Raw genomic sequence first — 26,314 nt, forward strand, 5'->3', positions numbered from 1 at the left:
TATTTGAAAACAAAAGAAGGGGTAATACCCTTCTTTTGTATGTGATAAAAGAAATATGAGTAATTAACGACGATAGAATTCAACAAAGGGGAGTGGGCAGACATGAAATATAGAAGTGTGTTTGATATAATTGGCCCAATCATGATAGGACCTTCAAGTTCCCATACGGCAGGAGCCGCGCGTATAGGACGAGTTGCGAGAAGTCTGTTTGGAAGACAGCCTAAATGGGCAAACATCTCGTTTTACGGATCATTTGCAAAAACGTATAAAGGTCACGGTACAGATGTAGCGATTGTAGGTGGCTTACTAGACTTTGATACGTATGATGAGAGAATCAAGACTTCTCTTCAGCTAGCAGATTCTCTGGGGGTCAGCATTTCATTTCATGAAGAAGATGCTATAACCGATCATCCCAATACTGCCAAAGTCGTAATTGGTGATGAAGACGGAGAATTGGAGCTGGTAGGGATATCGATTGGTGGAGGAAAGATAGAGATAACCGAGTTGAACGGTTTTGCTTTAAAGCTATCTGGAAATCATCCGGCCATACTGGTGGTACATGACGACCGCTATGGTGCCATTGCGGGAGTGGCAAATGTGTTAGCGAAATTTGCCATCAATATTGGCCATATGGAGGTTTCACGTAAGGAAAAAGGCAAAAAAGCCTTGATGACGATTGAAGTGGACCAGAATATTGATGATAAGGTAATCCAAGAATTATCTGCATTGCCTAATATCACACAAGTTACAAAAATTGTAGACTAGTTTTCGGAATAATAATGATAGCGCTTTCATTAGGGTGTAGCTCATAGGAGGGAAAACAATGTTTCGTAATGTGGCAGAACTTATTGAAATTGCGGAGAGTACGAATAAGAAGATTTCCGAGATTATGATAGAACAGGAAATGGAGTTTACAGGCAAGAGCAGGGAAGCTATTTTTGCCCAGATGGATAAGAACCTGGAGATCATGGAGCAAGCTGTGGAAAGAGGCCTTGAAGGAGTAAAATCCGTATCAGGTTTAACTGGTGGGGATGCGGTGCTCCTTCAGAAGTATATCGAAAAAGGTAACTTTCTTACAGGGAAGAACATTCTGGATGCTGTCAGCAAAGCGGTTGCCACTAATGAAGTGAATGCAGCCATGGGGACGATCTGTGCCACTCCGACTGCCGGTTCTGCAGGAGTCGTTCCGGGGACACTGTTTGCTGTAAAGAATGTACTTAACCCTACAAGGGAAGAGATGATCAATTTTCTTTTCACATCAGGAGCTTTCGGGTTCGTTGTCGCAAATAATGCGTCCATCTCCGGAGCGGCAGGAGGTTGTCAGGCTGAGGTAGGTTCCGCTTCTGGAATGGCAGCAGCGGCAATAGTTGAAATGGCAGGTGGTACACCTGATCAATGTGCACAGGCAATGGCCATCACCCTCAAAAACATGTTAGGATTAGTGTGTGACCCTGTGGCAGGTCTTGTGGAAGTTCCGTGTGTGAAACGTAACGCCATGGGAGCGGCAAATGCAATGGTTGCAGCAGATATGGCACTAGCCGGAATTACAAGCACGATTCCTTGTGATGAAGTAATTGACGCTATGTACAAGATCGGCCAGACTATGCCTACTGCACTAAAAGAAACTGCACAAGGAGGGTTGGCGGCAACACCAACTGGACGTGAGTTAGAAGCGAAAATATTTGGTGTTCCCTTACAAAAAGGTGACTAATTTATCCGATATTACTGTAACAACCTTAAAAGGTATTGGGGAAGAAACCGCAAATTCCCTGCATGCAATGGGGATATTTTCTGTGGAAGACCTGCTTATGCACTTTCCATACCGATATGAAGATTACCGCTTGAGAGACATATCAGAAGTCAAACATGAAGAAAAGATAACAGTAGAAGGGAAGGTTCATGGCGAGCCTTCTCTTATGTATTTTGGAAAAAAGAAATCAAGGCTTACTTTCCGTTTTTTTGTGGGCCGATTTCTAGTCAAGGCTGTCTGCTTCAATCGTCCCTATTATAAAAATAAACTTTCCATCAATGACACAATCACTATAACGGGAAAATGGGATCAACATCGTCAAACCATCACTGTGATGGAGATCCATTTCGGACCTTTTTTGAAAGAAAGTGAAGTGGAGCCTGTCTATTCGGTAAAGGGCAATATCACGGTCAAGCAAATGCGCAAATTTATCGCAAATGCACTTAATGCCTATGGTGACCAGCTTGATAGTTCCCTTCCGCATTCCTTGCTTCAAAAATATAAGCTTCCCTCGAAGAGTGACTCTGTCAGGGCGCTACATAATCCTGTCAATCAAGATTTATTGAAACATGCGAGAAGGTACTTTGTTTATGAGGAATTTCTACTTTTTCAATTGAAAATCCAAGCCTTGCGCAAGTACAAGCGAGAGCAGACAGAAGGATTGGTACATCATTTTTCAAAAGACGCACTAGATCAATTTATCCACACTCTGCCTTTTCCCCTTACAGGAGCACAGGAAAGGGTATTAGATGAAATTATAGGTGATTTGACATCGCCATTCCGGATGAATCGTCTCTTACAAGGTGATGTTGGTTCAGGTAAAACGGTGGTGGCAGCCATAAGTCTCTATGCGGCCCATCTATCAGGCTATCAAGGTGCATTGATGGTTCCGACTGAAATCCTGGCAGAACAGCATGCGCAATCGTTGACAACCCTTTTTGAAAAAACGCCAGTGAACATAGAACTGTTAACAAGTTCTGTCAAAGGAAAGAGGAGAAGGGAGCTATTGGAAAGACTTCAACAAGGTGAAGTTCATATCCTGGTAGGTACCCACGCATTAATTCAGCAAGAAGTGAACTTCCTGAAGCTTGGGTTGGTAATAACGGATGAACAGCATCGTTTCGGGGTAGAGCAGCGAAGAGTCCTTAGGGAAAAGGGGTCAAACCCTGATGTTCTGTTCATGACGGCTACCCCTATTCCAAGGACGCTTGCCATTACTGCGTTCGGGGAAATGGATGTCTCCATCATCGATGAGATGCCTGCCGGTCGAAAAGCCATCGAAACATATTGGGCTAAGCACCAGATGATTGATAGAGTACTTGGTTTTGTTGAAAAAGAACTGCAAAAAGGAAGACAGGCATATGTAATCTGTCCTCTTATTGAAGAGTCTGAAAAGCTGGATGTCCAAAATGCCATTGATGTTCATGATATGCTTACCCACTACTATCGGGGCAACTGGAAGATAGGCTTAATGCACGGGAGATTAAGTTCGGATGAGAAAGAGAAAGTGATGGAAGCCTTTAGTAAAAATGATGTACAGTTGCTAGTATCCACAACTGTCGTCGAGGTCGGTGTGAATGTGCCGAATGCGACGATGATGGTTATCTATGATGCCGAACGTTTCGGGCTCTCTCAACTTCACCAGCTCCGTGGGCGTGTGGGACGGGGAAGTGAACAATCATATTGTATTCTTCTTGCCGATCCTAAATCGGAAGTGGGAAAAGAACGAATGAAAATCATGACAGAAACGAATGACGGTTTCGTGCTCTCTGAGAAGGATCTGGAGTTAAGGGGGCCGGGGGATTTCTTCGGGAGGAAACAAAGCGGAGTTCCTGAATTTAAAGTGGCAGACATGGTGCATGACTACAGAGCCCTTGAGGTGGCCAGGCAGGACGCTCACAAACTTTTGTACTCTCAATGGTTTTGGGAGGATGAGGAATACAAAGGATTAAGAGAGATGATTGAAAAGTCGGGGATTCTTGATGGCGATAAATTAGATTAACCAAAGCAGAGGCACGTCATGGGATGGCGGACCTCTGTCTTTTTGACTCTTGTAGCGATATTTTTTCCTTGCAATCTCCTTTTTAAGTATATATACTACTATTAGTACCTAGTCATAATAGTTCGGATGGTGTGTTATTTATGAGAAGAAATAAAAAGGAGCGCCAGTTATCTTTAAAGGATAAGATACAGGAGAACCCTTTCATAACAGATGAAGAACTTGCCGATTTTTTTCAGGTAAGCATCCAGACTGTTCGTTTGGATCGCCTGGAGTTAAACATTCCTGAATTGCGTGAGCGAATAAAAAACGTAGCAGCGCGTACACTCGAAAAAGAGGTAAGGTCTCTGCCCCTCGATGAAGTGATCGGTGAAATAATCGACCTGCAGTTGGACGAGAGTGCCATTTCCATTTTTGATGTACAAACCGAGCATGTCTTTAAAAGAAATCAGATTACACGAGGACACCACTTGTTTGCCCAGGCCAATTCATTGGCAGTTGCAGTAATCAATGATGAGCTGGCACTGACGGCAAAAGCGACCATTCGCTTTACAAGGCCGGTAAAACTAGGTGAGAGAATTGTCGCAAAGGCAGTTGTGAGTAAGGTAGATAAAGAAAAAGGAAGAACAACTGTTGAAGTGAAAAGCTCTGTCGGAAGTGAAAAGGTTTTTCACGGAGAGTTCGAAATGTTCCGTTCAACAAGTTCTTAATCAAAGGTAGGTTAAAGCTATGAGAATTGCCATAGATGCAATGGGTGGGGATCATGCGCCGAAATCGATTGTCGAAGGCGTCATGAAAGCCGTGGAGAAATACAATGACGTTACATATACCCTTGTTGGGGACGAAAATAAAATACGACCATTTTTAACAAATGATAAGAATATAAGCATCATACATACAGAAGAAGTCATTTCAGGGGATGAAGAACCGGTCAGAGCGGTTCGCCGTAAAAAGAATTCTTCCATGGTCCTGATGGCCAAAGAAATTAAAGAAGGAAGAGCGGATGCATGTATCTCAGCGGGAAATACCGGGGCTTTAATGACAGCAGGGCTATTGATTGTTGGTCGCATCAAAGGAATTGAGAGACCTGCCCTCTCACCTACCTTACCTACAGTCGATGGAAAAGGGTTCGTGATGCTCGATGTCGGTGCAAATGCAGATGCAAAGCCAGAGCACTTATTTCAATATGCATTGATGGCTTCCATATATGCGGAGAAAGTGCGAGGAGTGAAAGCGCCTCGGGTAGGTCTGCTGAACGTCGGGACCGAGGATAAAAAAGGAAACGAGCTGGCAAAGGCCGCTTTTGAATACATCAAAGAGTCCAATATGGTCCATTTTACTGGAAATGTGGAGGCTCGGGACTTGTTAAATGGGGTAGCGGATGTCGTAGTCACAGATGGATTTACCGGGAATGTTACGTTAAAAGCGATTGAAGGTACGGCATTATCCGTATTTGCCATGCTAAAAGAAGCACTGACAAGTGATCTGAAAAGTAAGATGGCCGCAGCAGTACTAAAGCCGAAGCTGAAAACGATTAAAAATCAAATGGACTATTCCGAATACGGTGGAGCAGCCCTCTTTGGTCTCAAAGCACCGGTTGTAAAGGCACATGGTTCGTCTGATGCGAATGCTGTGTTCAATGCAATCCGACAAACCAGGGAAATGCTTGAAACGGATATGGTCGGAACAATCGCACAAACAATTGAGAAAATGGAATTTGTGACAACACAAGAGAACGGGGGAGAATAATGGGAAAGGTCGCGTTTGTTTTTCCTGGTCAAGGCTCACAAATTGTAGGTATGGCCCAGGAGTTAGCCAAAGACTTTAATGAAGTTCAACATGTGATTGCACAAGCGGATGAAAAGCTTGGCTACAAGCTGTCAACGCTGATGTTCGAAGGTCCTCAAGAAGAACTTACTCTTACTTACAACGCCCAACCAGCCCTTTTGACTTCAAGCATAGCGATTTTGCAGATGCTGAAAAAGGCGGGAATCAAGGCTGATTATGCTGCAGGTCACAGTTTGGGTGAATATTCTGCCTTGGTGGCCGCAGAAGCTATCCGTTTCGAAGATGCCGTTCAAACAGTTCATATGCGAGGGAAGTATATGGAAGAAGCAGTTCCGGCAGGCGTTGGTTCCATGGCGGCTGTATTAGGCCTCGAGGAGCAACTTTTAAAAGAGGCGTGTGAGGATGCATCTAAAGAAGCAGGTCCTGTTCAACTTGCAAATCTGAATTGTCCAGGTCAGATTGTGATCTCAGGTACTACAGAAGGTGTAACTGCAGCCTCTGAAAAAGCAAAGGAGAAGGGTGCAAAGCGGGTTATTCCATTGGTGGTCAGTGGCCCATTTCACTCCAGTCTGATGAAACCGGCTGCCTCCAAGCTTGAAGACACACTATCATCGATTGAAATAAATGATGCAATCATTCCGGTCATAGCAAATGTGGATGCCGGTGAGATGACTAGCGCTGCTGAGATCCCCGTTAAATTGGTGGAACAGCTTTATTCACCTGTAAGATGGGAACAATCGGTTGAAAAAATGATAGACCTTGGGGTTGATACTTTTATTGAAGTAGGTCCAGGAAAGGTGCTGTCAGGCTTAATTAAAAAAGTGAACCGAAAAGTGACAACGATCCCGGTATACGATAACGAAACATTGCAAAAAGCAATCGATCACTTTAAAGAGGGGGACACATCCAATGCTTAAAGGAAAAACTGCGGTTGTAACGGGGGCTTCTCGTGGAATCGGACGTGCTGTTGCACTAGAACTGGCGGAACAAGGTGCCAATGTGGTTGTCAACTACTCAGGAAGTGAAGCAAAAGCACATGAGGTAGTGGAAGCGATCAAAGAGATGGGTGGCGAGGCCATCGCAGTCCGTGCAAATGTCGGTAACATGGAAGATGTGCAAGCGATGATGAAAGAAGCGCTTGCTCAATTCGAAACCATTGATATATTGGTGAATAATGCAGGAATTACACGTGATAACCTATTGATGCGCATGAAGGAAGACGAGTGGGATGATGTGATCAATATCAACTTGAAGGGTGTCTTCAACGCGACAAAAGCGGTAACGCGTCAAATGATGAAGCAGCGTTCGGGAAGAATCATCAATATCGCATCCATCGTTGGAGTAATGGGAAATGCCGGGCAAGCTAACTATGTTGCGGCAAAAGCAGGTGTAATCGGGCTGACGAAATCTACTGCCCGTGAACTTGCTTCACGCCACATTACAGTAAATGCCATTGCACCAGGCTTCATCACAACGGATATGACGGACAAATTAACAGAAGAAGTAAAAGCGGAAATGCTGAAGCAGATCCCCCTTGCACGATTTGGAGAAGCGAAAGACATCGCATCAGTCGTATCTTTCTTAGCTTCCGAAAAAAGTGCCTACATCACCGGCCAGACCCTCCATGTCGACGGCGGAATGGTGATGTAATCACTAAAAAAATCTAAATATAAGAGTTCCCCCTGTTGACTGAAGTGCAGGGTGAGAGACTCCTGCGGGAGGTAGCGTTTGGTTGAGACCCCGCAGGCGAAGCCGAGGAGGCTCAAGCACCGTCCCGCGGAAAGCGAACACCTGGAACGGAAGTCATCTGGAGTGTGAAAGCAATAAACACTAGTTTTTTAAAACCAAATTCACTATAATACTTGAGGGGAGGTGAAAGTTATGGCAGATGTATTAGAGCGTGTAACAAAGATCATTGTTGATCGATTAGGTGTAGACGAGTCCGAGGTGAATCTTGATTCTAAATTCAAAGACGATTTAGGTGCTGATTCTCTTGATGTAGTTGAACTAGTGATGGAGCTTGAAGATGAGTTTGATATGGAAATCTCAGACGACGAAGCGGAAAACATTACAACAGTTGCCGATGCGGTGAACTACATAAAAGCGAACGCTTAATAGCTTTCTTTCTTGTCCCACTCAGTGGGACTACTTTCTTGTCCCACTCAGGTGGGGCTTTTTGTTTTTTCAGGGGATAATTAATCTTATAGATGTCAAATCCGTTACAACTATCCGTAAAAGTTAAAGGATTCTGCCCAAATCTGAAACTTGCTATTTGTATCCTCTTCATAATTTGTTAAAATAGTAATGTTATACAACTTTCATCATCCCAAAGAGAATGTTGCCATCTTAGTGAAAGAAGATTGTATGTTGGAGGCTCCTTTATATGACTAGGAACAGAAGTAGAATAAATGAAATGAAAAATGAAGCAATTAGAAAGAATTTTGCTTTTCTACAAGATAATTTAGGAGTTCAGTTTCAAAATGAGAAACTGTTATATCAAGCTTTCACCCATTCATCCTATGTGAATGAGCATCGGAGAAAACCTTACGAAGATAATGAACGACTGGAATTTCTAGGAGATGCTGTTTTGGAGTTGACTATTTCACAGTTTCTTTATAAGAAATACCCTATGATGAGTGAAGGTCAATTGACAAAACTTAGAGCATCGATTGTTTGCGAACCATCTCTCGTTTCATTTGCAAATGATCTTTCGTTTGGTAAGTATGTATTGCTTGGAAAGGGAGAGGAGATCACTGGTGGACGGGCCAGACCAGCTTTGCTTGCCGATGTATTTGAAGCATTTATCGGTGCCTTATATCTGGATCTTGGACTGGATACCGTATTCCAATTCCTTGAAAAGTATGTATACCCTAAAATTAATGAAGGTGCTTTTTCTCATGTGATGGATTTTAAAAGTCAGTTACAAGAGATGATCCAGCGTAATGCGCTTGGTGTCATCGAATATGAAGTGCTTGAAGAAAAGGGACCGGCGCATAACAGGGAGTTTGTATCCAAAGTCTCCTTGAATAAAGAAGAGATGGGTATAGGAGTGGGCCGTTCCAAGAAAGAAGCGGAACAACACGCCGCTCAGTTTGCTCTTCAGAAGCTGAAACAAGCCAAAAAATGAAAGTGGGCGATCCGAGGGTGCACAGGTGTGCCCATACGGTCGCTTTCCTTTTCCAATTGGCTCTGTTAAAGCATACTGTTGATTTTTGCAGCAACATAGCTGTTGATTGGAGCAATAGGCGAAGACTCCTGAGGGAGATAGCGTTTTAGGGGAGACCCCGCAGGCCCAAGCCGAGGAGGCTCCCCAAACGCCCCTAGGAAAGCGAAGCCTAGTGCGGAAATCAACAGCGGTGTTTAACAGAGCTTTCCATTACATAATTATAGGCAATAACCAACCAAAGAAATTTTTATTAGTGTAGATGAGGTGAGGAGTATGTACCTCAAACGATTAGAAGTAGTAGGATTTAAGTCGTTTGCTGAAAAGATATCCGTTGACTTTGTCCCTGGCGTCACAGCTGTGGTAGGGCCGAACGGAAGCGGAAAAAGTAATATTATAGATGCCATCAGGTGGGTTCTTGGGGAACAATCAGCGAAATCCCTGCGTGGTTCCAAAATGGAAGACATCATTTTTGCCGGGAGTGATAGCAGGAAGGCTTTGAATATGGCAGAGGTGACCTTGACACTTGACAACAGTAACCGCATCCTTCCGATTGATTATATGGAAGTGAGTGTCACAAGGAGAGCCCTCCGTTCAGGAGATAGTGAATTCCTGATAAACAAGCAGACATGCCGTCTCAAGGACATTGTAGATCTGTTTATGGATTCAGGTCTTGGCAAGGAGGCTTTCTCCATCATCAGTCAGGGGAAAGTCGAAGAAATCCTTAGCAGTAAATCGGAGGAGCGCCGCAGTATTTTTGAAGAGGCTGCAGGAGTCCTCAAATACAAGTCCAGAAAAAAGAAGGCCGAAAGTAAGTTGTGGGATACACAAGAAAACCTGAATCGAGTATCCGACATTTTACATGAATTGGAAGGTCAGGTCGAGCCACTGAAAATCCAGGCATCCATTGCTAAGGACTATCTGGAGAAAAAAGAAGAGCTTGAACAGATTGAAGTCGGTGTGACAGTCTATGAAATTGAGGAGTTGCACCAAAAGTGGGAACAGAATTCCTTGGAAGTGAAGAACAGTTCAGAAAAAGAGCTGCACCTATCTGCCGAGCTATCCCAAAAAGAAGCTACCCTTGAAAAATATAAAGATCAAGTAGCTGCTCTGGATGAATCCATCGATTCCTTGCAACAGGCCCTACTTGTAGCAAGTTCAGAACTTGAGAAACTTGAAGGCAGGAAAGAAGTACTCAAGGAACGCAAAAAGAATGCAACTACGAACAGAGCACAATTGGAAAAAACGTCAGTGGAACTTGTCGAATTCATCCAAGCCCAAAAGGAAAAACTTACAACGGAAAGCGGTATGTTGGATGCGCTCCGTAAGGAATTGGTATTAACCGAACAGAACCTGAAAGAAAAGCAGGTCATCAACGAACAGTTCGACCAGAACATCGAAGAGAAAATTGATGCGTTGAAGAGCGAATATATTGAACTGCTAAATAAACAGGCTTCCATTCGTAATGAATTTTCCTATTTGGAACAGCAGGAAAAACAAGAAGGGTTGAAAGTGTCCCGTCTTGATGAGGGCAATCGGAAGTATGTGGAGATGCGCACTGAAACACAAGCGAAAAAGGAAAAGGTGCTCACAGACCAGAAAAAAGTTCAAGAAGAGCTGAATCAAACAGTCGACCTCTACAGGACAGAGCAGGGGGCACTTGAGCAGTACAAGCAATCCTATCAGAAGAAGGAGACCACCTTGTACCAGGCCTATCAATTCCTGCAACAGACCCGTGCAAGAAAAGAAATGTTAGAGACAATGCAAGGAGATTTCACTGGCTTTTTCCAAGGGGTTAAAGAAATCCTGAAGGCCAGGGATGAAAGCAGGCTCACGGGGATCAAGGGGGCTGTTGCGGAGATCATCCAAGTAAAACAGGATGTAGAAACAGCTATCGAGATTGCTCTAGGTAGTGCGACCCAGCATATTGTAGTGGATAATGAACAGAATGCTAGGACTTCCATCCAGTACTTAAAGAAGAATGGTTTTGGCCGTGCGACTTTCCTCCCGATGACAGTCATGAAGCCTCGTACATTATCTGACTATCAATTGAACCAAATCAGCCAGCATGAATCCTTTGTAGGAATAGCGGCCACCCTGGTGGATTATGATCAATCCTTTGAAAATATCGTTTATAATCTTTTGGGGACAATCGTCATAGCGAAAGATTTAAAAGGGGCGAATGCACTTGCTGGAATCCTTCAGCACCGCTTCCGAATCGTGACTCTTGAGGGGGATGTTGTCAATCCTGGTGGTTCCATGACAGGCGGAGCTGTTAAGCAGAAATCGAACTCGCTATTGAGCCGGGGGCGGGAACTTGACTCTATCTCAGCAAAGCTGGAAGAGATGGAAAATAAAACAGCTCTCTTAGAAGATCAGGTAAAGACGTTAAAGAAGAAAATTGAAGAAAAAGAAACACAAGTGATGGAGCTTAAAGTCTCTGGGGAAGACCTGAGATACAAGGAACAGCAAGTTACTAGCCTTCTTAGGGAAGTGGAACTAGAAGAGAAGAACATCAATGAACATTTAAGCTTGTATGATTATGAGAAACAACAACTAACTACTTCGATACAAGGTGCCGGTGACAGAAAAGTAAAACTGGAAACAGAACTGAAAAACGTAGGGGTCCAGATAGTCGCCTTAGATAAGGAAATTGCAGACCTCAACTCTTTGAAAGTGGAGCAGCACGCAACCAAAGAAACTGTTCAACAAGAATTAACACAGCTAAAAGTCGAGTATGCGGGCAAGAAAGAAAAGCTTCTTAATCAGTCAGAAAAGGTGGAGACGTTAGAAACTGACCTTGATCATGCACAAGAAAGGCTGACAGACATACAGGAGGATCTTGCTCTGTTGCAAAGCGAAATGAATGATAATTCTTCCGGGGAACAGAAATTAGAAGTGGCAGCAGAGGAAAAGCTCCAAGATAAAAACACCACCATGAAGTTGATAGCAGAACGCCGTGCAGAACGCTTATCCTTTTATGAAAAAGTAGAGCAAGAGGAACTTGAACTTAAAGACTTGAAGCGTCAGTACAAGCAGCTTGCAGAGGTGCTGAAGGCAGAAGAGGTGAAGCTTAACCGTCTAGATGTGGAGCTAGATAATAGACTTCATCATTTAAGGGAAGAGTATATGCTGTCCTTTGAAGCGGCCAAAGAAGAATATCCACTAGAAATCGATATTGACGAGGCGAGGAAAAAAGTGAGGCTGATCAAGCTTGCAATCGAAGAGCTGGGGACGGTCAACATAGCGGCAATCGAGGAATATGAGAGGGTCAGCGAACGCTATACTTTCCTAAAGGAACAGAAGGATGACCTTCAGGAAGCAAAAGATACGCTATTCCAGGTCATCGGAGAGATGGACGAGGAAATGAAAAAGCGCTTTGAAACGACCTTTATCAATATCCGTGCACATTTTCATGATGTATTCAGATCCTTGTTTGGTGGGGGAAGAGCGGATCTTGTCTTAACCGACCCATCAGATATGTTGAATACTGGTGTCGATATCGTGGCCCAGCCTCCTGGCAAAAAGCTTCAGAATCTTGGCCTTTTATCAGGGGGAGAAAGAGCATTGACGGCCATAGCATTACTATTCTCCATCCTGAAAGTGAGACCCGTGCCATTCTGCATCTTGGATGAAGTGGAAGCGGCTCTTGATGAAGCCAACGTTCATCGTTTTGCCCAGTATTTGAAGCAGTTCAGTGAAGATACACAGTTCATCGTCATTACCCACCGTAAAGGCACAATGGAATTCAGTGATGTCCTATATGGAGTGACAATGCAAGAATCGGGTGTCTCGAAGCTGGTTTCAGTCCGTTTGGAAGAATCAAAAGAACTTGTTCAATAGAGAGGAAGAGAATGGAAAATGAGTTTTTTTAAAAAGCTGAAAGACAAACTTACTAATCAAACAGAGTCCGTGACGGAAAAATTCAGAGAGGGATTAACCAAAACCCGTGACTCTTTTTCTGGTAAAGTAAATGATCTTGTTGCACGCTATCGTAAAGTAGATGAGGATTTCTTTGAAGAATTGGAAGAGATCCTCATCGGAGCGGACGTTGGCGTGAATACAGTGATGGAATTGATCGACGAGCTTAGAATGGAAGTGAAACGCCGTAATATTCAAGATCCACGTGAGGTACAGAGTGTCATTTCTGAAAAGCTTGTGGAAATTTATGAGTCCGGTGAAGATATTTCCCCGACCATCAATTTTCAGCAGGATGGCCTGACTGTCGTACTTGTAGTAGGGGTTAATGGAGTCGGCAAAACCACTTCGATTGGAAAGATCGCCAAAAAGCTGAAGCAGGAAGGCAAGAGTGTCCTGCTTGCAGCAGGAGATACATTCCGAGCAGGTGCGATAGAACAGCTTGAAGTATGGGGGGATCGTGTAGGCGTCGACGTTATCAAGCAATCAGCTGGTTCTGATCCGGCGGCGGTCATGTATGATGCCCTCCAAGCGGCAAAAGCGCGTAAAGTGGATGTACTACTTTGCGATACAGCCGGGCGTTTGCAAAATAAAGTAAACCTGATGAAGGAACTTGAAAAGGTGAAGCGGGTAATTGAACGCGAAGTACCTGGAGCACCACATGAAGTCCTGCTTGTATTGGATGCAACCACTGGTCAGAATGCCCTTAGTCAGGCAAAGATTTTCTCTGAAGCAACGAATGTAACTGGAATTGTGTTGACGAAGCTAGACGGTACAGCAAAAGGTGGAATTGTTCTGGCTATACGAAATGAAATGCGCATCCCAGTCAAATTTGTCGGCTTGGGAGAAAAAGCCGATGACCTGCAGGAGTTCAACGCAGAACAATATGTGTACGGCTTATTTGCAGATATGATGGAAAAAGAAGAAGCACAAGAAAGCTAATAAACGATATTTTTACTGACCGCCCTCTATTATAGACGGGCGGTTTTTTAAATAAGAAAGCATGTGAAACTGTTGATTTCCGTTCCAGGCACTTCGCTTGCCTGGGGGCGGTCCGTGAGCCTTCTTCGGCTTGCGCCCTACGGGGTCTCGCCTGTCCCATCCTCCCGCGGGCGTCTGCGCGCCTTCCACTCCAATCAACAAGGTGACTTCATTCAACTAAGGGTAATGAAAGCCCATTTAATCGAGTTATCTGAAAAACATGAACGTTTCTTAACGTAAATTCTAGCTGTGTATTGGAGCAAATGGCGAAGACTCCAGTGGGGGGAGTAACGGTAGGGTGAGGACCGTGCAACGAAGTGAGGAGGCTCAAGCGCCGTCCTGCGGAGAGCGCAGCCATTTGCGGAAAGGAACAGCGGCGGTCAACCAACAAACTAAAGTCATTTTGTCTAATTTTTTTCATATTCTCGCTTTTTTACCAGGTCAAGAAAAAAACTTGACATTCCCAATCCCACCCTGTAAACTAAGCTATTGTAAAGGCATTTCACTTAACAAGGGAGAGTGAAGAGGATGCTTGAAAAAACAACGAGAATGAACTATCTTTTTGATTTCTATCAGTCGTTGTTAACACCAAAGCAACGAAGCTATATGTCTTTGTATTACTTAGATGATCACTCCCTTGGTGAGATAGCAGAGGAATATAACATAAGTCGTCAAGCAGTGTATGATAACATAAAACGTACAGAACAGATGCTTGAGCAATATGAAGAAAAGCTTTTGTTATTTCAAAAGTTTCAAGAGCGGCAGTCGCTTTTGCAGCAGTTGAAGGAGGAAGTCGAAAAGGCGGATGATCCGTTGAACGGCCAATCCCTTACGGCGCTGATCGAGTCGCTTGAGAAATTAGATTAGGGGGCGGCATACATGGCATTTGAAGGTTTAGCCGACCGTTTGCAAAATACGATTCAGAAGATTCGCGGGAAAGGTAAGGTAAGCGAGCAGGACGTTAAAGAGATGATGCGTGAAGTTCGACTGGCTTTACTTGAAGCGGATGTAAACTTCAAAGTAGTGAAAGACTTTGTGAAACGCGTAAATGAGCGTGCAGTTGGACAAGAAGTCATGAAAAGTCTTACACCCGGTCAGCAAGTTATCAAAGTGGTTAAAGAAGAACTCACCGCACTTATGGGTGGGGAACAAAGTAAAATCGCTGTAAGCAGCCGACCGCCGACCGTCATCATGATGGTAGGTCTTCAAGGTGCAGGTAAAACGACGACAACAGGAAAGCTTGCAAACCTATTGCGCAAAAAGCACAATAGAAAGCCGCTTTTAGTTGCAGCGGATATTTACCGACCGGCGGCTATCAAGCAGCTTGAAACACTTGGGAAACAGCTAAGCATGCCTGTTTTCTCTTTAGGAGATCAGGTAAGTCCAGTTGAAATCGCCAAGCAGGCCATCCAAAAAGCAAAAGATGAGCATCATGATTATGTGCTGATTGATACCGCTGGGCGCTTGCATGTGGATGAGACACTTATGGACGAGCTTAAGCAGGTAAAAGAGCTCTCCAAACCGGATGAAATTTTCCTTGTAGTGGATGCGATGACAGGACAAGATGCTGTAAATGTGGCACAAAGCTTCAATGAACAGCTGGGCTTGACTGGTGTCGTATTAACGAAACTGGATGGAGACACCCGTGGTGGAGCGGCATTATCCGTCAAAGCGGTAACGAATACTCCTATCAAGTACATTGGTATGGGAGAAAAGTTGGATGCCATAGAACCTTTTCACCCTGAACGTATGGCTTCCCGTATTTTAGGTATGGGAGATGTGCTGACTCTTATTGAGAAAGCACAATCGAATGTGGACGAAGAGAAAGCCAAGGAGCTGGAACAGAAGCTGCGTACGATGAACTTTACGTTCGATGATTTCTTAGAGCAGCTGGGGCAAGTGAGAAACATGGGCCCGCTCGATGAAATTCTGGGAATGATACCTGGAGCCAACAAGATGAAAGGCTTAAAAAATGTCCAGGTGGATGAAAAGCAGATTGGTCATGTCGAGGCGATCATACAATCGATGACCAAAACGGAAAAAGAAAACCCGGATTTGCTTAATGCTAGCCGCAAAAAACGGATAGCAAAAGGTAGCGGACGTCCTATACAGGAAGTAAACCGCCTACTTAAACAATTTGAAGAGATGAAAAAAATGATGAAACAGATGACAAGCATGCAAAAAGGGAAAGGCAAAAAAGGCGGCTTCAAATTTCCTTTCATGTAAGCAATCACACCATTTTTTCTCTTAATAAATGAAGTGACAAGAAAAAACACTTTACAAACAAGTAACTACTTGTTATCATACTATCTTGTGTGAAATATTTTCGGAGGTGCTATATTAAATGGCAGTAAAAATTCGTTTAAAACGTATGGGTTCTAAAAAATCCCCATTCTATCGTATTGTAGTAGCAGATTCTCGTTCTCCTCGTGATGGACGTTTCATTGAAACAGTTGGAACTTACAACCCAGTATTGCAACCAGCTGAAGTTAAAATCAATGAAGAACTAGCTCTTAAGTGGTTACAAGATGGCGCGAAGCCTTCTGACACAGTTCGTAACCTTTTCTCTAACGAAGGTATTATGGAAAAATTCCACAATGCTAAATTAGGCAAGTAAGAGGCAAAATGACAGAATTAATCCAAACAATTGTGACGTCGTTGGTAGATCATCCAGAAAATGTAGTGGTTACGGAAAAGGAAACAGGTAATGCCCTCACGTATCAACTTACAGTGCATCAAGATGATTTAGGGAAAGTGATTGGCAAGCAGGGTAGAATTGCTAAAGCAATCCGGACAGTCTTGTTCGCTGCCGCTTCTCACGAGAATAAACGAGTGCAATTAGAGATTATGGAGTAGGGGAGGCTTTAGAGCTTCCCCTTTTCTTATGGTTTAACACTCATTAAAAGCTTTAAGTGTCCCCTCAAAAGGGTACGCTATTGATACATAGAGAACAGTCAAAATTTGCGCGTGGAGGTGCAAGAAATGTCAAAGTGGTTTAACGTAGGTAAGCTTGTCAATACACACGGCATAAAAGGTGAGGTGCGTGTTGTTTCCAGAACGGATTTTCCTGATGAACGTTACAAAAAGGGTAATCATCTCTATTTATTCATGCCAAATGAAAAGGAACCCGTTGAAGTGAAGGTATCATCTAGAAGGGTGCATAAGTCATTTGATCTTCTAACGTTTGAAGGCTACCATAATGTAAATGAAGTGGAGAAGTTTAAAGGTGCCATTGTCAAGGTTCCGGAAGACCAACTCGGGGACTTAGAAGAAGGCGAATATTATTTCCATGAAATCGTCGGCTGTAAAGTTATTCTTCAGGAAAGCATGGAGGAGTTAGGGTTGGTCAAGGAAGTCTTGACTCCTGGTGCAAACGATGTCTGGGTGGTTAAAGCGAAAAAGGGGAAAGACATTTTGATTCCTTATATCGATCAAGTAGTCAAGAAAGTGGATGTTAAGGAAAAAACAATCATCATTGAGCCGTTAGAGGGGCTGTTTTAATATGAAGATTGATATTCTTTCCATTTTCCCTGAAATGTTCAAAGGAGTATTGGAATCTTCCATCTTAAAAAAAGCGGCCGAAAAAGGTGCCGTGGAATATAGCGTAACGGACTTCCGGGAGTTTGCTGATAACAAGCATAAAACGGTGGATGATTATCCTTATGGTGGCGGGGCGGGGATGGTACTGAAAGCCCAGCCCATCTTTGATGCTGTTCTATCCCTTACAGAAGGCCAACCTTCCGTTAAAAAGCCCCGCGTCATCCTTATGTGTCCACAGGGAGAACGCTACACGCAGAAAAAAGCGGAGGAGCTTGCAGAAGAAGAGCACCTGATCTTCATCTGTGGTCATTATGAAGGCTATGATGAACGGATAAGAGAGCATGTAGTGACAGATGAAATTTCCATCGGTGACTATGTCCTGACTGGTGGAGAGTTGGCGTCGATGGTGATCGTGGATAGTGTGGTTCGTCTTTTGCCGGATGTACTAGGGAAGGCGGCATCTCATGAACAGGACAGCTTCAGTACCGGACTTCTGGAACACCCCCATTATACAAGACCTGCTGATTTTCGGGGAATGAAGGTTCCGGATGTCCTTCTTTCAGGAAACCATGCACATATAGAAAATTGGCGGACGAAAGAGTCCTTACGAAGAACTTGGAGCAGAAGGCCTGACCTATTTAATATGTATCCGTTGACGGAAGAGCAGCAGGAGTGGTTGCAAGAAATTAAAAAAGAGGATAAGTCATATTGATTTTATTCTTTCAATATGCTATTATACTCTTTGTGACTTAGCTATTGCTATGTCTAAAAACGATGTTCCGCTGCATCAAACAAGTATGGTATGAGCATCTGTGGAAAAGGAGTAGAAAACTATGCAAAAACTAATTCAAGAAATTACTCAAGAGCAGTTAAAAACTGATCTTCCTTCTTTCCGTCCTGGTGACACTGTACGTGTTAACGTTAGGGTTGTAGAGGGTACACGTGAGCGTATCCAGGTGTATGAAGGAGTAGTAATCAAGCGTCGTGGCGGCGGTATCAGCGAAACATTCACAGTACGTAAGATCTCTTACGGTGTAGGTGTTGAGCGTGCATTCCCTGTACATTCTCCAAAGATTGAGGGAATTGATGTTGTTCGTCGTGGTAAAGTACGTCGTGCGAAACTTTACTATCTACGTGCATTACGTGGTAAAAAAGCGCGTATTAAAGAAATTCGATAATAGAAAGGGGAGCTTGGTGACAAGCTCTCTTTTTTTACTAAAAAAAACTTCAAAAAGGCTATTGGTTTTCCATCTGCGAATACAAAGTATATAATAGAATAAGGCTCTTTTCTCAAAGATTGTTGCTAATTCAACTAGTAAAAAGTCGGCAATTGGACTTTTTACAGCTTGGATACTCTCGATATGCATGAAATATAATTAGTGTTACAGCGAAAAGAGCACGACAGTAAATAATAATAGGGATGGTTTAAAAATACGTAAAAGCAACAAAGTTTACGAAAACAGCCTAGAATAATTAATGGTACATATAGATTCTCGATAACTTACGAGAAACATAAAGGAAACGGCGGAGGAACAAATATGGCACGTTCTAAAAATGAGCTCTGGGAATGGATCAAAGCGTTAGCTATCGCAATAATTTTGGCAGCGGCAATTCGTTATTTCTTTTTTGCTCCGATTGTGGTGGATGGTGATTCCATGATGCCGACTCTTCATGATCAGGATCGAATGATTGTAAACAAAATAGGTTACAAAATAGGTGAACCGGACCGTTTTGACATTGTTGTATTTCATGCCACAGTGGACAAGGACTATATCAAACGTGTCATCGGCTTGCCGGGTGATGAAGTCGAGTATCGGGATGATGTCCTTTATATCAATGGAAAAGCATACGATGAACCGTATCTGGATGAATTTAAGGCGCAATATCCAGATGGTCCTTTGACAGAGGATTTCACATTGGAAGAAAAAACAGGTCACAAAGTCGTACCGGAAGGGCATATCTTTGTACTTGGCGATAACCGCAGGTTCAGTAGAGATGGGCGCCATATAGGTACCGTTCCCCAAGAAGAAGTATTAGGGAAAACAAATATCGTCTACTGGCCAATTTCAGATCTGCGAAGGGTAAAATAAATAGGCTCTTTTCTCAAAGTTTGTTGCTATTTACTTGTAAAAAGTCGGCAAATTAGATTTTTTTTAGCTTAAATACTCTAAAGGTTGCAAGTAGTATTTTAAAGTACTGTAGGGAAAAGAGCACCACAGTAAGGAAAATAACGGGTTATGTATGAATACGAAAAGCAACAAAGTTTACGAAAACAGCCAATAAATATAATATAATAGACAATCAGCTGTTGGTTGGAGCCCAGGGGGGAATTCAAAAACGGCGTTTGTCAGATACTATAAATAGCTTTAATTGTGCAAGGACTTCAGGAGGCAATTTTCATGACAATACAATGGTTTCCAGGGCATATGGCAAAAGCCCGCAGACAAGTGACAGAAAAACTCAAATTGATTGATATCGTATACGAGTTGGTGGATGCGCGTATTCCCGTATCATCCCGGAACCCGATGATCGATGAAATCATCTCCAATAAGCCGAGAATCATTCTTTTGAATAAAGCGGATATGGCAGATGCAAAAGTCACGAGAGAGTGGCTGGACTATTTCAATTTGCCCGGCTCCACTACAAAAGCAATAGCAATTGATTCACAGACAGGTAAAGGGATTCAGCAGATTGCAACCTTATCCAAAGAACTGCTTAAAGAAAAATTCGATAAAATGCAGTCGCGCGGTATCAGGCCAAGAGCAATCAGGGCGTTGATAGTAGGTATCCCTAACGTAGGTAAGTCAACGCTGATCAATAGGCTTGCTAAGAAAAACATAGCTCAAACCGGCGATAGACCTGGTGTTACCAAAGCTCAGCAATGGGTGAAGGTCGGAAAAGAGCTGGAACTGCTTGATACTCCTGGAATTCTCTGGCCAAAATTTGAGGATCAGGAGGTCGGCTATCGCTTAGCAACGACTGGGGCGATTAAAGATACGATAATCAACCTTCAAGATATTGCTGTATTTGCCCTAAGGTTCTTGACGGACGCATATCCGGAGCGGTTGATGGACCGATATGGACTCGAAGAAATACCAGAAGATATCGTGGAACTTTTTGATGCGATAGGCTCTAAACGCGGATGTAAGATGAGTGGTGGGCTAATCGATTATGATAAGACCGCTGAGTTGATTATACGGGAGATCCGTTCCGAGAAACTGGGCAAGCTCAGTTTGGAAAGACCGGAAAAACTTTAGAAAAAGGCTGTTATCATGCAGCCTTTTTCTTTTGGGGAAATGGAGTTAAATACATGGAAAAGAAGTCGATAAAAGAAATAGAGAGAATGCTGGTTGGAATTGAAAGTGAAAAAGACCCTTTCCTTTTATCCATCAGAGAGGACGAGCGGAAAGGCGTCCAAGCCCTTCTGAAAAGGTGGGAAAAGAGAAGATTGGAAAAGGAGCAGCTTCTCGAGCAGTTTGAAGAAATGAAAAAATATGAACTTCTTCATTGGGAAAGAGGGTGCCAGTATATCGCCGGCATTGACGAAGTGGGACGCGGTCCTCTCGCAGGACCAGTGATAGCTGCTGCCGTTATTCTGCCGAAAGATTTTTACCTGCCGGGACTTACTGACTCCAAGAAGCTGAGTGCGCAAAAAAGGGAACACTTTTTCCACTATATTAAAGAACATGCTATCAGCTACGGGATAGGCATAATAGATTCAAAAAGAATTGATGAAGTCAATATTTATGAAGCCACAAAGCTTGCGATGATGGAAGCGGTGGAAAATCTCCACCATATACCTGACCATCTATTGATTGATGCGATGAAGTTGGATCTTGACATGGAGCAGACCTCCATTATAAAAGGGGATGCAACCAGCATATCCATTGCTGCAGCCTCTGTGCTGGCAAAAGAGACAAGGGATACATACATGAAGGACCTTGCACATGAATTTCCGCAGTATGGATTTGAAAAAAATATGGGATATGGTACACAGGAGCATCTTCTTGCTTTACATGAGGTAGGGGTGACCCGAGAGCACCGTCAATCATTTTCACCGGTAAAAGAAATGGTGGACTAAAGAAAAAGGAGTTAGCTATGAATATCTGGCAATTGATCCAGCATAAAGTAACTGCTACACAAAATATGTCTTCATTCAACAGGCCTCCCTCATTAGTTGAAAAAGATACTGGAGTTATGTCAACTGCCTTATCAACGGAGAAATCAGCACCTCCTCAAACAACACAGGAACGCATTCAGGCAATCTTTTCACAAAAAGGGGATAATACGCTTACTGGCACTATTAGAGAACTTGTATCGGTGATAGACCGCCTGCCAACGGTTGATAAGGAGAGAGCCATAGAATTGCTGAAAGTGCTTTCTAACCGGACCGGAATCACGAACATCCCTGAAAAGTTGCAAATGATCCTATCAAGTTTAGCTGATAATGAGACAACCTTACAGACACTAGCAAAAGTGGAAACAAGTCTCCGGAACCTAACCATGCCAACACCTGCACAGCAAAAGCTTATGGAAGTCATTCAACAAATGCAACAGCCGCTAACAATCCATACAAAAAAGGAAGCGTTGCAATTTATCAGGCATGCATTGTCCTTGCTGGGTCTAGACTTTGAAAAAGGTCTAAATGATATGATGCGGCAGGGGCAGCCTTTTTCTGAGGAGAAAGTAGGGCGGTTAAAACCTTTATTGATGAATTATTTACAACAAGTGGAAACTCCTGAAGAGAAAGCGGCGATTACACAGCTCCTTTCCAGATTGACTAGTTTCCAACTGCTTTCAAGGGAAGAAGGTAATCTTCAACATATCTTTTTACCACTCCCGATTAAAATGCATGAAGAAGCGAAGGAATGGTATGTACATCTAAGCTCCAAGAAAAAAGAAGGTATGCTTGATCCGGATTATTGTCGTGTTGTCTTTCTGTTAGATATGCCTGTATTTTCTTCTGTGATGGTGGATGTATTCATCCAACAAAAAGTGGTCAGTATATCCTTACATCATTCCTATCAGGGGATGGAGGAATTGTTAGAAAAAAGCTCATCGCTTCTTAGGAAGAGCCTATCCGTTAAAGGTTTTACTTTAAGCGCCATTAAAGCGGAGTGGAAGGAGCAGGAGAAAAAACCTGGTATACCTGTTGATTTTCTGAAGGCAATTCTTCATCCTAATGAGAAAGGATTGGATGTAAAAATATGAAAGAGCACCTAGACAAGAGGAAAAAAGCAGTTGCTATAAAATATGACCAGGCGAAAACAGTTGCCCCTGTTGTTAAAGCGAAAGGTGCAGGAATTATTGCAGAAAATATTTTGGAAGAGGCAATAAAACATAATGTTCCGGTCCAGGAAGACAAGGCGCTTTTGGAGATCTTGATAGAACTCGAACTGAATGAAACCATCCCTGAAGAGTTATATGAAGTGGTAGCAGAGGTTCTAGCGTATGTTTACAACCTCCATGAAGTAGCCGTAAAGAATGTGAAATAATCCACGTGAAAGTTTTTCAGCATAATGAAAGAAGATTGAATTATCTGTCAAATTGTACACGTTTTTGCGTTATATGTTGGTTTTGTCGACATAATCAGATGTCAATCTATTAATTTTTTGAAAATAGTATAATATTTTTGCAGAAAGGTAGACATTTGTCAGTGCATTTAATAAAATGAAAGCGCAGTCTATTTTTATATAATGTTCTGTTATACATAAGATTGGAGGATGGGAAATGAATATCCATGAATATCAAGGAAAAGAGATCCTCAGAAAATACGGGGTAGCTGTTCCAAACGGCCGTGTAGCATTTACTGTGGAAGAAGCAGTTGAAGCTGCAAAAGAACTAGGAACACAAGTTTGTGTAGTGAAGGCGCAAATTCACGCAGGTGGCCGCGGTAAAGCGGGCGGTGTGAAAGTTGCCAAGAACTTGGATGAAGTTCGTGAATACGCGGGTGAAATTCTAGGCAAAACGTTAATTACTCATCAAACTGGTCCAGAAGGTAAGGAAGTAAAACGCTTACTTATCGAAGAAGGGTGCGACATCAAGAAAGAATACTATATCGGACTTGTTTTAGACCGTGCAACTTCCCGAGTTGTGTTAATGGCATCTGAAGAAGGCGGTACAGAAATTGAAGAAGTGGCAGAGCAAACGCCTGAAAAAATCTTCAAAGAGGTAGTGGATCCAGTTGTAGGTTTAACTGGCTTCCAAGCTCGCCGTATTGCATTTAACATCAACATTCCGAAAGAATTGGTTGGACAAGCAGTTAAATTCATGATGAGCCTATACACTGCATTTGTGGAAAAGGACTGCTCTATCGCAGAAATCAATCCTCTAGTGGTTACAGGTGATGCGAAGGTAATGGCACTGGATGCGAAGCTTAACTTTGATGCTAATGCTCTATACCGTCATAAGGACATCGTAGAATACCGTGATTTGGAAGAAGAAGATGCAAAAGAAATCGAAGCTTCCAAATACGATCTAAGCTATATTTCACTTGATGGAAACATCGGATGTATGGTAAATGGTGCCGGTCTTGCGATGGCAACTATGGATATTATCAAACATTATGGTGGAGACCCTGCTAACTTCCTGGACGTTGGGGGCGGAGCAACTGCTGAGAAAGTAACAGAAGCTTTCAAGATTATCCTTTCTGATGATAATGTAAAAGGAATTTTCGTTAACATTTTCGGTGGAATCATGAAGTGTGACATCATCGCTACAGGTGTTGTGGAAGCAGCGAAACAAGTAGGACTTGAAGTTCCTCTAGTGGTACGTTTGGAAGGTACAAACGTAGACTTAGGGAAACAAATCTTACGTGAGTCTGGCTTAAACATCGTAGCAGCAGAATCCATGGCTGATGGTGCACAAAAAATCGTAGCGCAAGTAGGATAAGAAAGGCAGGGGACATTCATGAGTGTATTCATTAATAAAGATACAAAAGTAATCGTACAAGGTATTACTGGTTCCACAGCGTTGTTCCATACAAAGCAAATGCTTGAGTATGGTACACAAATCGTTGGCGGGGTTACACCAGGTAAGGGCGGCACTGAAGTTGAAGGTGTACCTGTATTCAATACAGTAGAAGAAGCTGTCAAAGCTACTGGTGCAAATGCATCTGTCATCTATGTACCGGCTCCATTTGCTGCAGATGCAATCATGGAAGCGGTAGATTCTGAGCTTGACTTGGCTATTTGTATTACTGAGCATATTCCTGTACTTGATATGGTAAAAGTGAAGCGTTATATGGAAGGGAAGAAGACTCGTCTAGTTGGTCCTAACTGCCCTGGCGTTATCACTCCTGGCGAGTGTAAAATCGGAATTATGCCTGGTTATATCCACACTAAAGGCCATGTTGGGGTCGTTTCCCGTTCTGGTACATTAACGTACGAAGCGGTTCACCAATTATCTCAAGAAGGCATCGGTCAATCTACTGCAGTAGGTATCGGTGGAGACCCGGTTAACGGAACTGATTTCATTGATGTATTAAAAGCATTCAATGAAGATGAAGATACTTATGCAGTTATCATGATCGGTGAAATCGGCGGAACAGCTGAAGAAGAAGCGGCTCTTTGGGTAAAAGAGAACATGACTAAACCTGTTGTCGGCTTCATCGGCGGTCGTACTGCACCTCCTGGTAAACGTATGGGTCACGCAGGAGCAATCATCTCCGGCGGTAAAGGTACTGCAGATGAGAAGATTCGTGTGATGAATGAGTGTGGCATTGAAGTAGCAGATACTCCATCTGTTATGGGTGAAACACTTATTAAAGTCATCAAGGAACAAGGCATTTACGACAAATGTAAAACACATTGATAGATCAGAAAGTGGGATAGTCGAGCAGACTATCCCTATTTCTGTTTAATTAAAAGCGGAAGAGGTGCATCATTTTATGCAATTGTTGAAAGAGAGATTAATAACCCTTCACCATTGTCCCCAACTAAGCTGCAAAACCATAAAACACCTTCTTAGACACGACCCTACGTTAGAAAATCTTTATAAGCACGCCCCATCAGATATTGCTTCCTTTTTCTCCATCAACCACCAACAGGCAGACGCAATCCACCAGTTCATAAGAATAAATAACATGGTTAAACTCCATTCCATTTATAAGGAGCAAAATATCCAACTAATTACCATATTCGATCATGAATATCCTTCACTTTTAAAGGAAATCTACGATCCTCCTCTTGTATTATATCTGAAAGGCAACCAGCATCTATTGAATACTAGGAAGCTAGGGGTGGTAGGTGCAAGGAATATGTCTTCCTATGGGAGAGAGGCACTAGGGTCATTGATACCCCCACTTATAAGAGAGAATTTTACGATAGTCAGTGGGTTGGCAAAAGGGGTAGACATCCATGCACATTGTCTAGCGATGAAAATGAAGGGGAATACGATCGCTGTTCTTGGAAGCGGTATATTCAACATTTACCCCAAAGAGCATAAGGAACTTGCATATTCCATATCTCAACATCATCTCCTCCTTTCAGAATATCCTCCATATACTGCTCCAACAAAATGGAATTTTCCGATGAGAAACCGCATTATCAGTGGATTAAGTGAAGGTGTGATTGTGGTCGAAGCCAAAGAGAAAAGCGGGTCCCTCATAACCGCCGATCAAGCGATGGATCAGGGAAGAGAGGTATTCGCAGTGCCAGGATCAATTCTTTCGGAAACCTCAAAAGGAACGAACTCTTTGATAAAGCAAGGAGCAAAGCTTGTTGCAGATACAAATGATATTCTTGAAGAATTAAATGGCTTTAAATCGGTTAATTAAAATAAAATTCAAATAAATTACACGGAAGTGACAAAAAACTTTCACTTTTTTGATAGAATTTTTGATTTTCACTTTACAAATGAATATATGTCTATATTATTATAGGGTACAATGATATTGCGGATTGTACCTTCTTTAATTCCTACATTTTTTAAACTCACTTTCATCTACAGCACGACAAAAGTTAAGTAAGTCGAGTATATAAAGTACATTCTGTGTCTACATATAATACATAAGGTTTAACGTAATGTTTATGGAATGGGAAACTAGGAAAATAGAATAAATACGAACAGTCCTGTTTGACAAAGTGTTACATAATATTTGATAATGGTGAAGATTTCTAACGGGAATGAATAAAAAAACCTTAACATACCTAAAAAATTAAACATAGAAGCTAAA

At 42.7% G+C, this 26,314-nt stretch carries 26 protein-coding genes; all 26 read left to right on the forward strand.

Features of this window, described 5'->3' with window-relative positions; all coding sequences use genetic code 11:
- Positions 1 to 102 precede the first annotated feature (102 nt).
- On the forward strand, positions 103 to 765 hold the full coding sequence (gene sdaAB, locus MKY77_RS10575; protein ID WP_339145776.1) for an L-serine ammonia-lyase, iron-sulfur-dependent subunit beta: 663 nt from the start codon (positions 103 to 105) through the stop codon (positions 763 to 765).
- Between the two features lie 58 nt (positions 766 to 823).
- A complete protein-coding gene (gene sdaAA, locus MKY77_RS10580; protein ID WP_339145777.1) occupies positions 824 to 1,711 on the forward strand; it encodes an L-serine ammonia-lyase, iron-sulfur-dependent, subunit alpha in 888 nt (295 codons plus the stop codon).
- Entirely contained in the window at positions 1,704 to 3,752 is a 2,049-nt protein-coding gene (gene recG, locus MKY77_RS10585; protein ID WP_339145778.1) for an ATP-dependent DNA helicase RecG, read from the forward strand. Before sdaAA ends, recG begins: the two co-directional genes overlap by 8 nt.
- Before the next feature lie 140 nt (positions 3,753 to 3,892).
- A complete protein-coding gene (fapR, locus tag MKY77_RS10590; protein WP_339145779.1) occupies positions 3,893 to 4,459 on the forward strand; it encodes a transcription factor FapR in 567 nt (188 codons plus the stop codon).
- A gap of 19 nt (positions 4,460 to 4,478) precedes the next feature.
- The gene (plsX, locus tag MKY77_RS10595; RefSeq protein WP_339145780.1) at positions 4,479 to 5,498 is read left to right on the forward strand and encodes a phosphate acyltransferase PlsX; all 1,020 of its coding nucleotides are present in this window, start codon (positions 4,479 to 4,481) and stop codon (positions 5,496 to 5,498) included.
- Positions 5,498 to 6,454, forward strand: a complete 957-nt coding sequence (gene fabD / locus MKY77_RS10600; protein ID WP_339145781.1) for an ACP S-malonyltransferase — start codon at positions 5,498 to 5,500, stop codon at positions 6,452 to 6,454. The genes plsX and fabD overlap by 1 nt, the downstream gene beginning before the upstream one ends.
- A complete protein-coding gene (fabG, locus tag MKY77_RS10605) occupies positions 6,447 to 7,187 on the forward strand; it encodes a 3-oxoacyl-[acyl-carrier-protein] reductase (protein ID WP_339145782.1) in 741 nt (246 codons plus the stop codon). Before fabD ends, fabG begins: the two co-directional genes overlap by 8 nt.
- Before the next feature lie 231 nt (positions 7,188 to 7,418).
- Entirely contained in the window at positions 7,419 to 7,652 is a 234-nt protein-coding gene (acpP, locus tag MKY77_RS10610; RefSeq protein WP_010193151.1) for an acyl carrier protein, read from the forward strand.
- A gap of 268 nt (positions 7,653 to 7,920) precedes the next feature.
- Positions 7,921 to 8,664 (forward strand): ribonuclease III, encoded by a 744-nt coding sequence (rnc, locus tag MKY77_RS10615; RefSeq protein WP_339145783.1) that lies wholly within the window; start codon positions 7,921 to 7,923, stop codon positions 8,662 to 8,664.
- A 312-nt stretch (positions 8,665 to 8,976) separates the two neighbouring features.
- Positions 8,977 to 12,543: a chromosome segregation protein SMC gene (gene smc, locus MKY77_RS10620; RefSeq protein ID WP_339145784.1), complete on the forward strand. Its 3,567-nt coding sequence runs from the start codon at positions 8,977 to 8,979 to the stop codon at positions 12,541 to 12,543.
- An 18-nt stretch (positions 12,544 to 12,561) separates the two neighbouring features.
- A complete protein-coding gene (gene ftsY / locus MKY77_RS10625) occupies positions 12,562 to 13,560 on the forward strand; it encodes a signal recognition particle-docking protein FtsY (RefSeq protein WP_339145785.1) in 999 nt (332 codons plus the stop codon).
- Positions 13,561 to 14,127: 567 nt separating this feature from the next.
- Positions 14,128 to 14,466 (forward strand): putative DNA-binding protein, encoded by a 339-nt coding sequence (locus MKY77_RS10630; RefSeq protein WP_339145786.1) that lies wholly within the window; start codon positions 14,128 to 14,130, stop codon positions 14,464 to 14,466.
- Between the two features lie 12 nt (positions 14,467 to 14,478).
- A complete protein-coding gene (gene ffh, locus MKY77_RS10635) occupies positions 14,479 to 15,825 on the forward strand; it encodes a signal recognition particle protein (RefSeq protein WP_339145787.1) in 1,347 nt (448 codons plus the stop codon).
- 118 nt (positions 15,826 to 15,943) lie between these two features.
- The gene (gene rpsP, locus MKY77_RS10640) at positions 15,944 to 16,216 is read left to right on the forward strand and encodes a 30S ribosomal protein S16 (RefSeq protein WP_010193419.1); all 273 of its coding nucleotides are present in this window, start codon (positions 15,944 to 15,946) and stop codon (positions 16,214 to 16,216) included.
- A gap of 8 nt (positions 16,217 to 16,224) precedes the next feature.
- Positions 16,225 to 16,455, forward strand: coding sequence for a KH domain-containing protein (locus tag MKY77_RS10645; protein ID WP_237662025.1), 231 nt, complete (start codon positions 16,225 to 16,227; stop codon positions 16,453 to 16,455).
- 126 nt (positions 16,456 to 16,581) lie between these two features.
- The gene (rimM, locus tag MKY77_RS10650) at positions 16,582 to 17,100 is read left to right on the forward strand and encodes a ribosome maturation factor RimM (RefSeq protein ID WP_339145788.1); all 519 of its coding nucleotides are present in this window, start codon (positions 16,582 to 16,584) and stop codon (positions 17,098 to 17,100) included.
- Position 17,101: 1 nt separating this feature from the next.
- On the forward strand, positions 17,102 to 17,851 hold the full coding sequence (trmD, locus tag MKY77_RS10655) for a tRNA (guanosine(37)-N1)-methyltransferase TrmD (RefSeq protein ID WP_339145789.1): 750 nt from the start codon (positions 17,102 to 17,104) through the stop codon (positions 17,849 to 17,851).
- A 121-nt stretch (positions 17,852 to 17,972) separates the two neighbouring features.
- Positions 17,973 to 18,317, forward strand: coding sequence for a 50S ribosomal protein L19 (gene rplS, locus MKY77_RS10660; RefSeq protein ID WP_237662028.1), 345 nt, complete (start codon positions 17,973 to 17,975; stop codon positions 18,315 to 18,317).
- A gap of 360 nt (positions 18,318 to 18,677) precedes the next feature.
- Positions 18,678 to 19,229 (forward strand): signal peptidase I, encoded by a 552-nt coding sequence (lepB, locus tag MKY77_RS10665; RefSeq protein WP_339145790.1) that lies wholly within the window; start codon positions 18,678 to 18,680, stop codon positions 19,227 to 19,229.
- 309 nt (positions 19,230 to 19,538) lie between these two features.
- Positions 19,539 to 20,396: a ribosome biogenesis GTPase YlqF gene (gene ylqF / locus MKY77_RS10670; protein WP_339145791.1), complete on the forward strand. Its 858-nt coding sequence runs from the start codon at positions 19,539 to 19,541 to the stop codon at positions 20,394 to 20,396.
- Positions 20,397 to 20,449: 53 nt separating this feature from the next.
- Positions 20,450 to 21,220 (forward strand): ribonuclease HII, encoded by a 771-nt coding sequence (locus MKY77_RS10675; RefSeq protein ID WP_339145792.1) that lies wholly within the window; start codon positions 20,450 to 20,452, stop codon positions 21,218 to 21,220.
- A 17-nt stretch (positions 21,221 to 21,237) separates the two neighbouring features.
- On the forward strand, positions 21,238 to 22,350 hold the full coding sequence (locus MKY77_RS10680; protein ID WP_339145793.1) for a hypothetical protein: 1,113 nt from the start codon (positions 21,238 to 21,240) through the stop codon (positions 22,348 to 22,350).
- Positions 22,347 to 22,634, forward strand: a complete 288-nt coding sequence (locus MKY77_RS10685) for an EscU/YscU/HrcU family type III secretion system export apparatus switch protein (RefSeq protein WP_339145794.1) — start codon at positions 22,347 to 22,349, stop codon at positions 22,632 to 22,634. The genes MKY77_RS10680 and MKY77_RS10685 overlap by 4 nt, the downstream gene beginning before the upstream one ends.
- A 235-nt stretch (positions 22,635 to 22,869) precedes the next feature.
- Entirely contained in the window at positions 22,870 to 24,030 is a 1,161-nt protein-coding gene (gene sucC / locus MKY77_RS10690; protein ID WP_339145795.1) for an ADP-forming succinate--CoA ligase subunit beta, read from the forward strand.
- A gap of 18 nt (positions 24,031 to 24,048) precedes the next feature.
- Positions 24,049 to 24,951, forward strand: coding sequence for a succinate--CoA ligase subunit alpha (gene sucD / locus MKY77_RS10695; RefSeq protein WP_339145796.1), 903 nt, complete (start codon positions 24,049 to 24,051; stop codon positions 24,949 to 24,951).
- Positions 24,952 to 25,027: 76 nt separating this feature from the next.
- Positions 25,028 to 25,915 (forward strand): DNA-processing protein DprA, encoded by an 888-nt coding sequence (gene dprA / locus MKY77_RS10700; RefSeq protein ID WP_339145797.1) that lies wholly within the window; start codon positions 25,028 to 25,030, stop codon positions 25,913 to 25,915.
- Positions 25,916 to 26,314: the final 399 nt, after the last annotated feature.

This window comes from Sutcliffiella sp. FSL R7-0096 (assembly GCF_038595065.1).
In the GTDB taxonomy this organism is placed as follows: domain Bacteria; phylum Bacillota; class Bacilli; order Bacillales; family Bacillaceae_I; genus Sutcliffiella_A.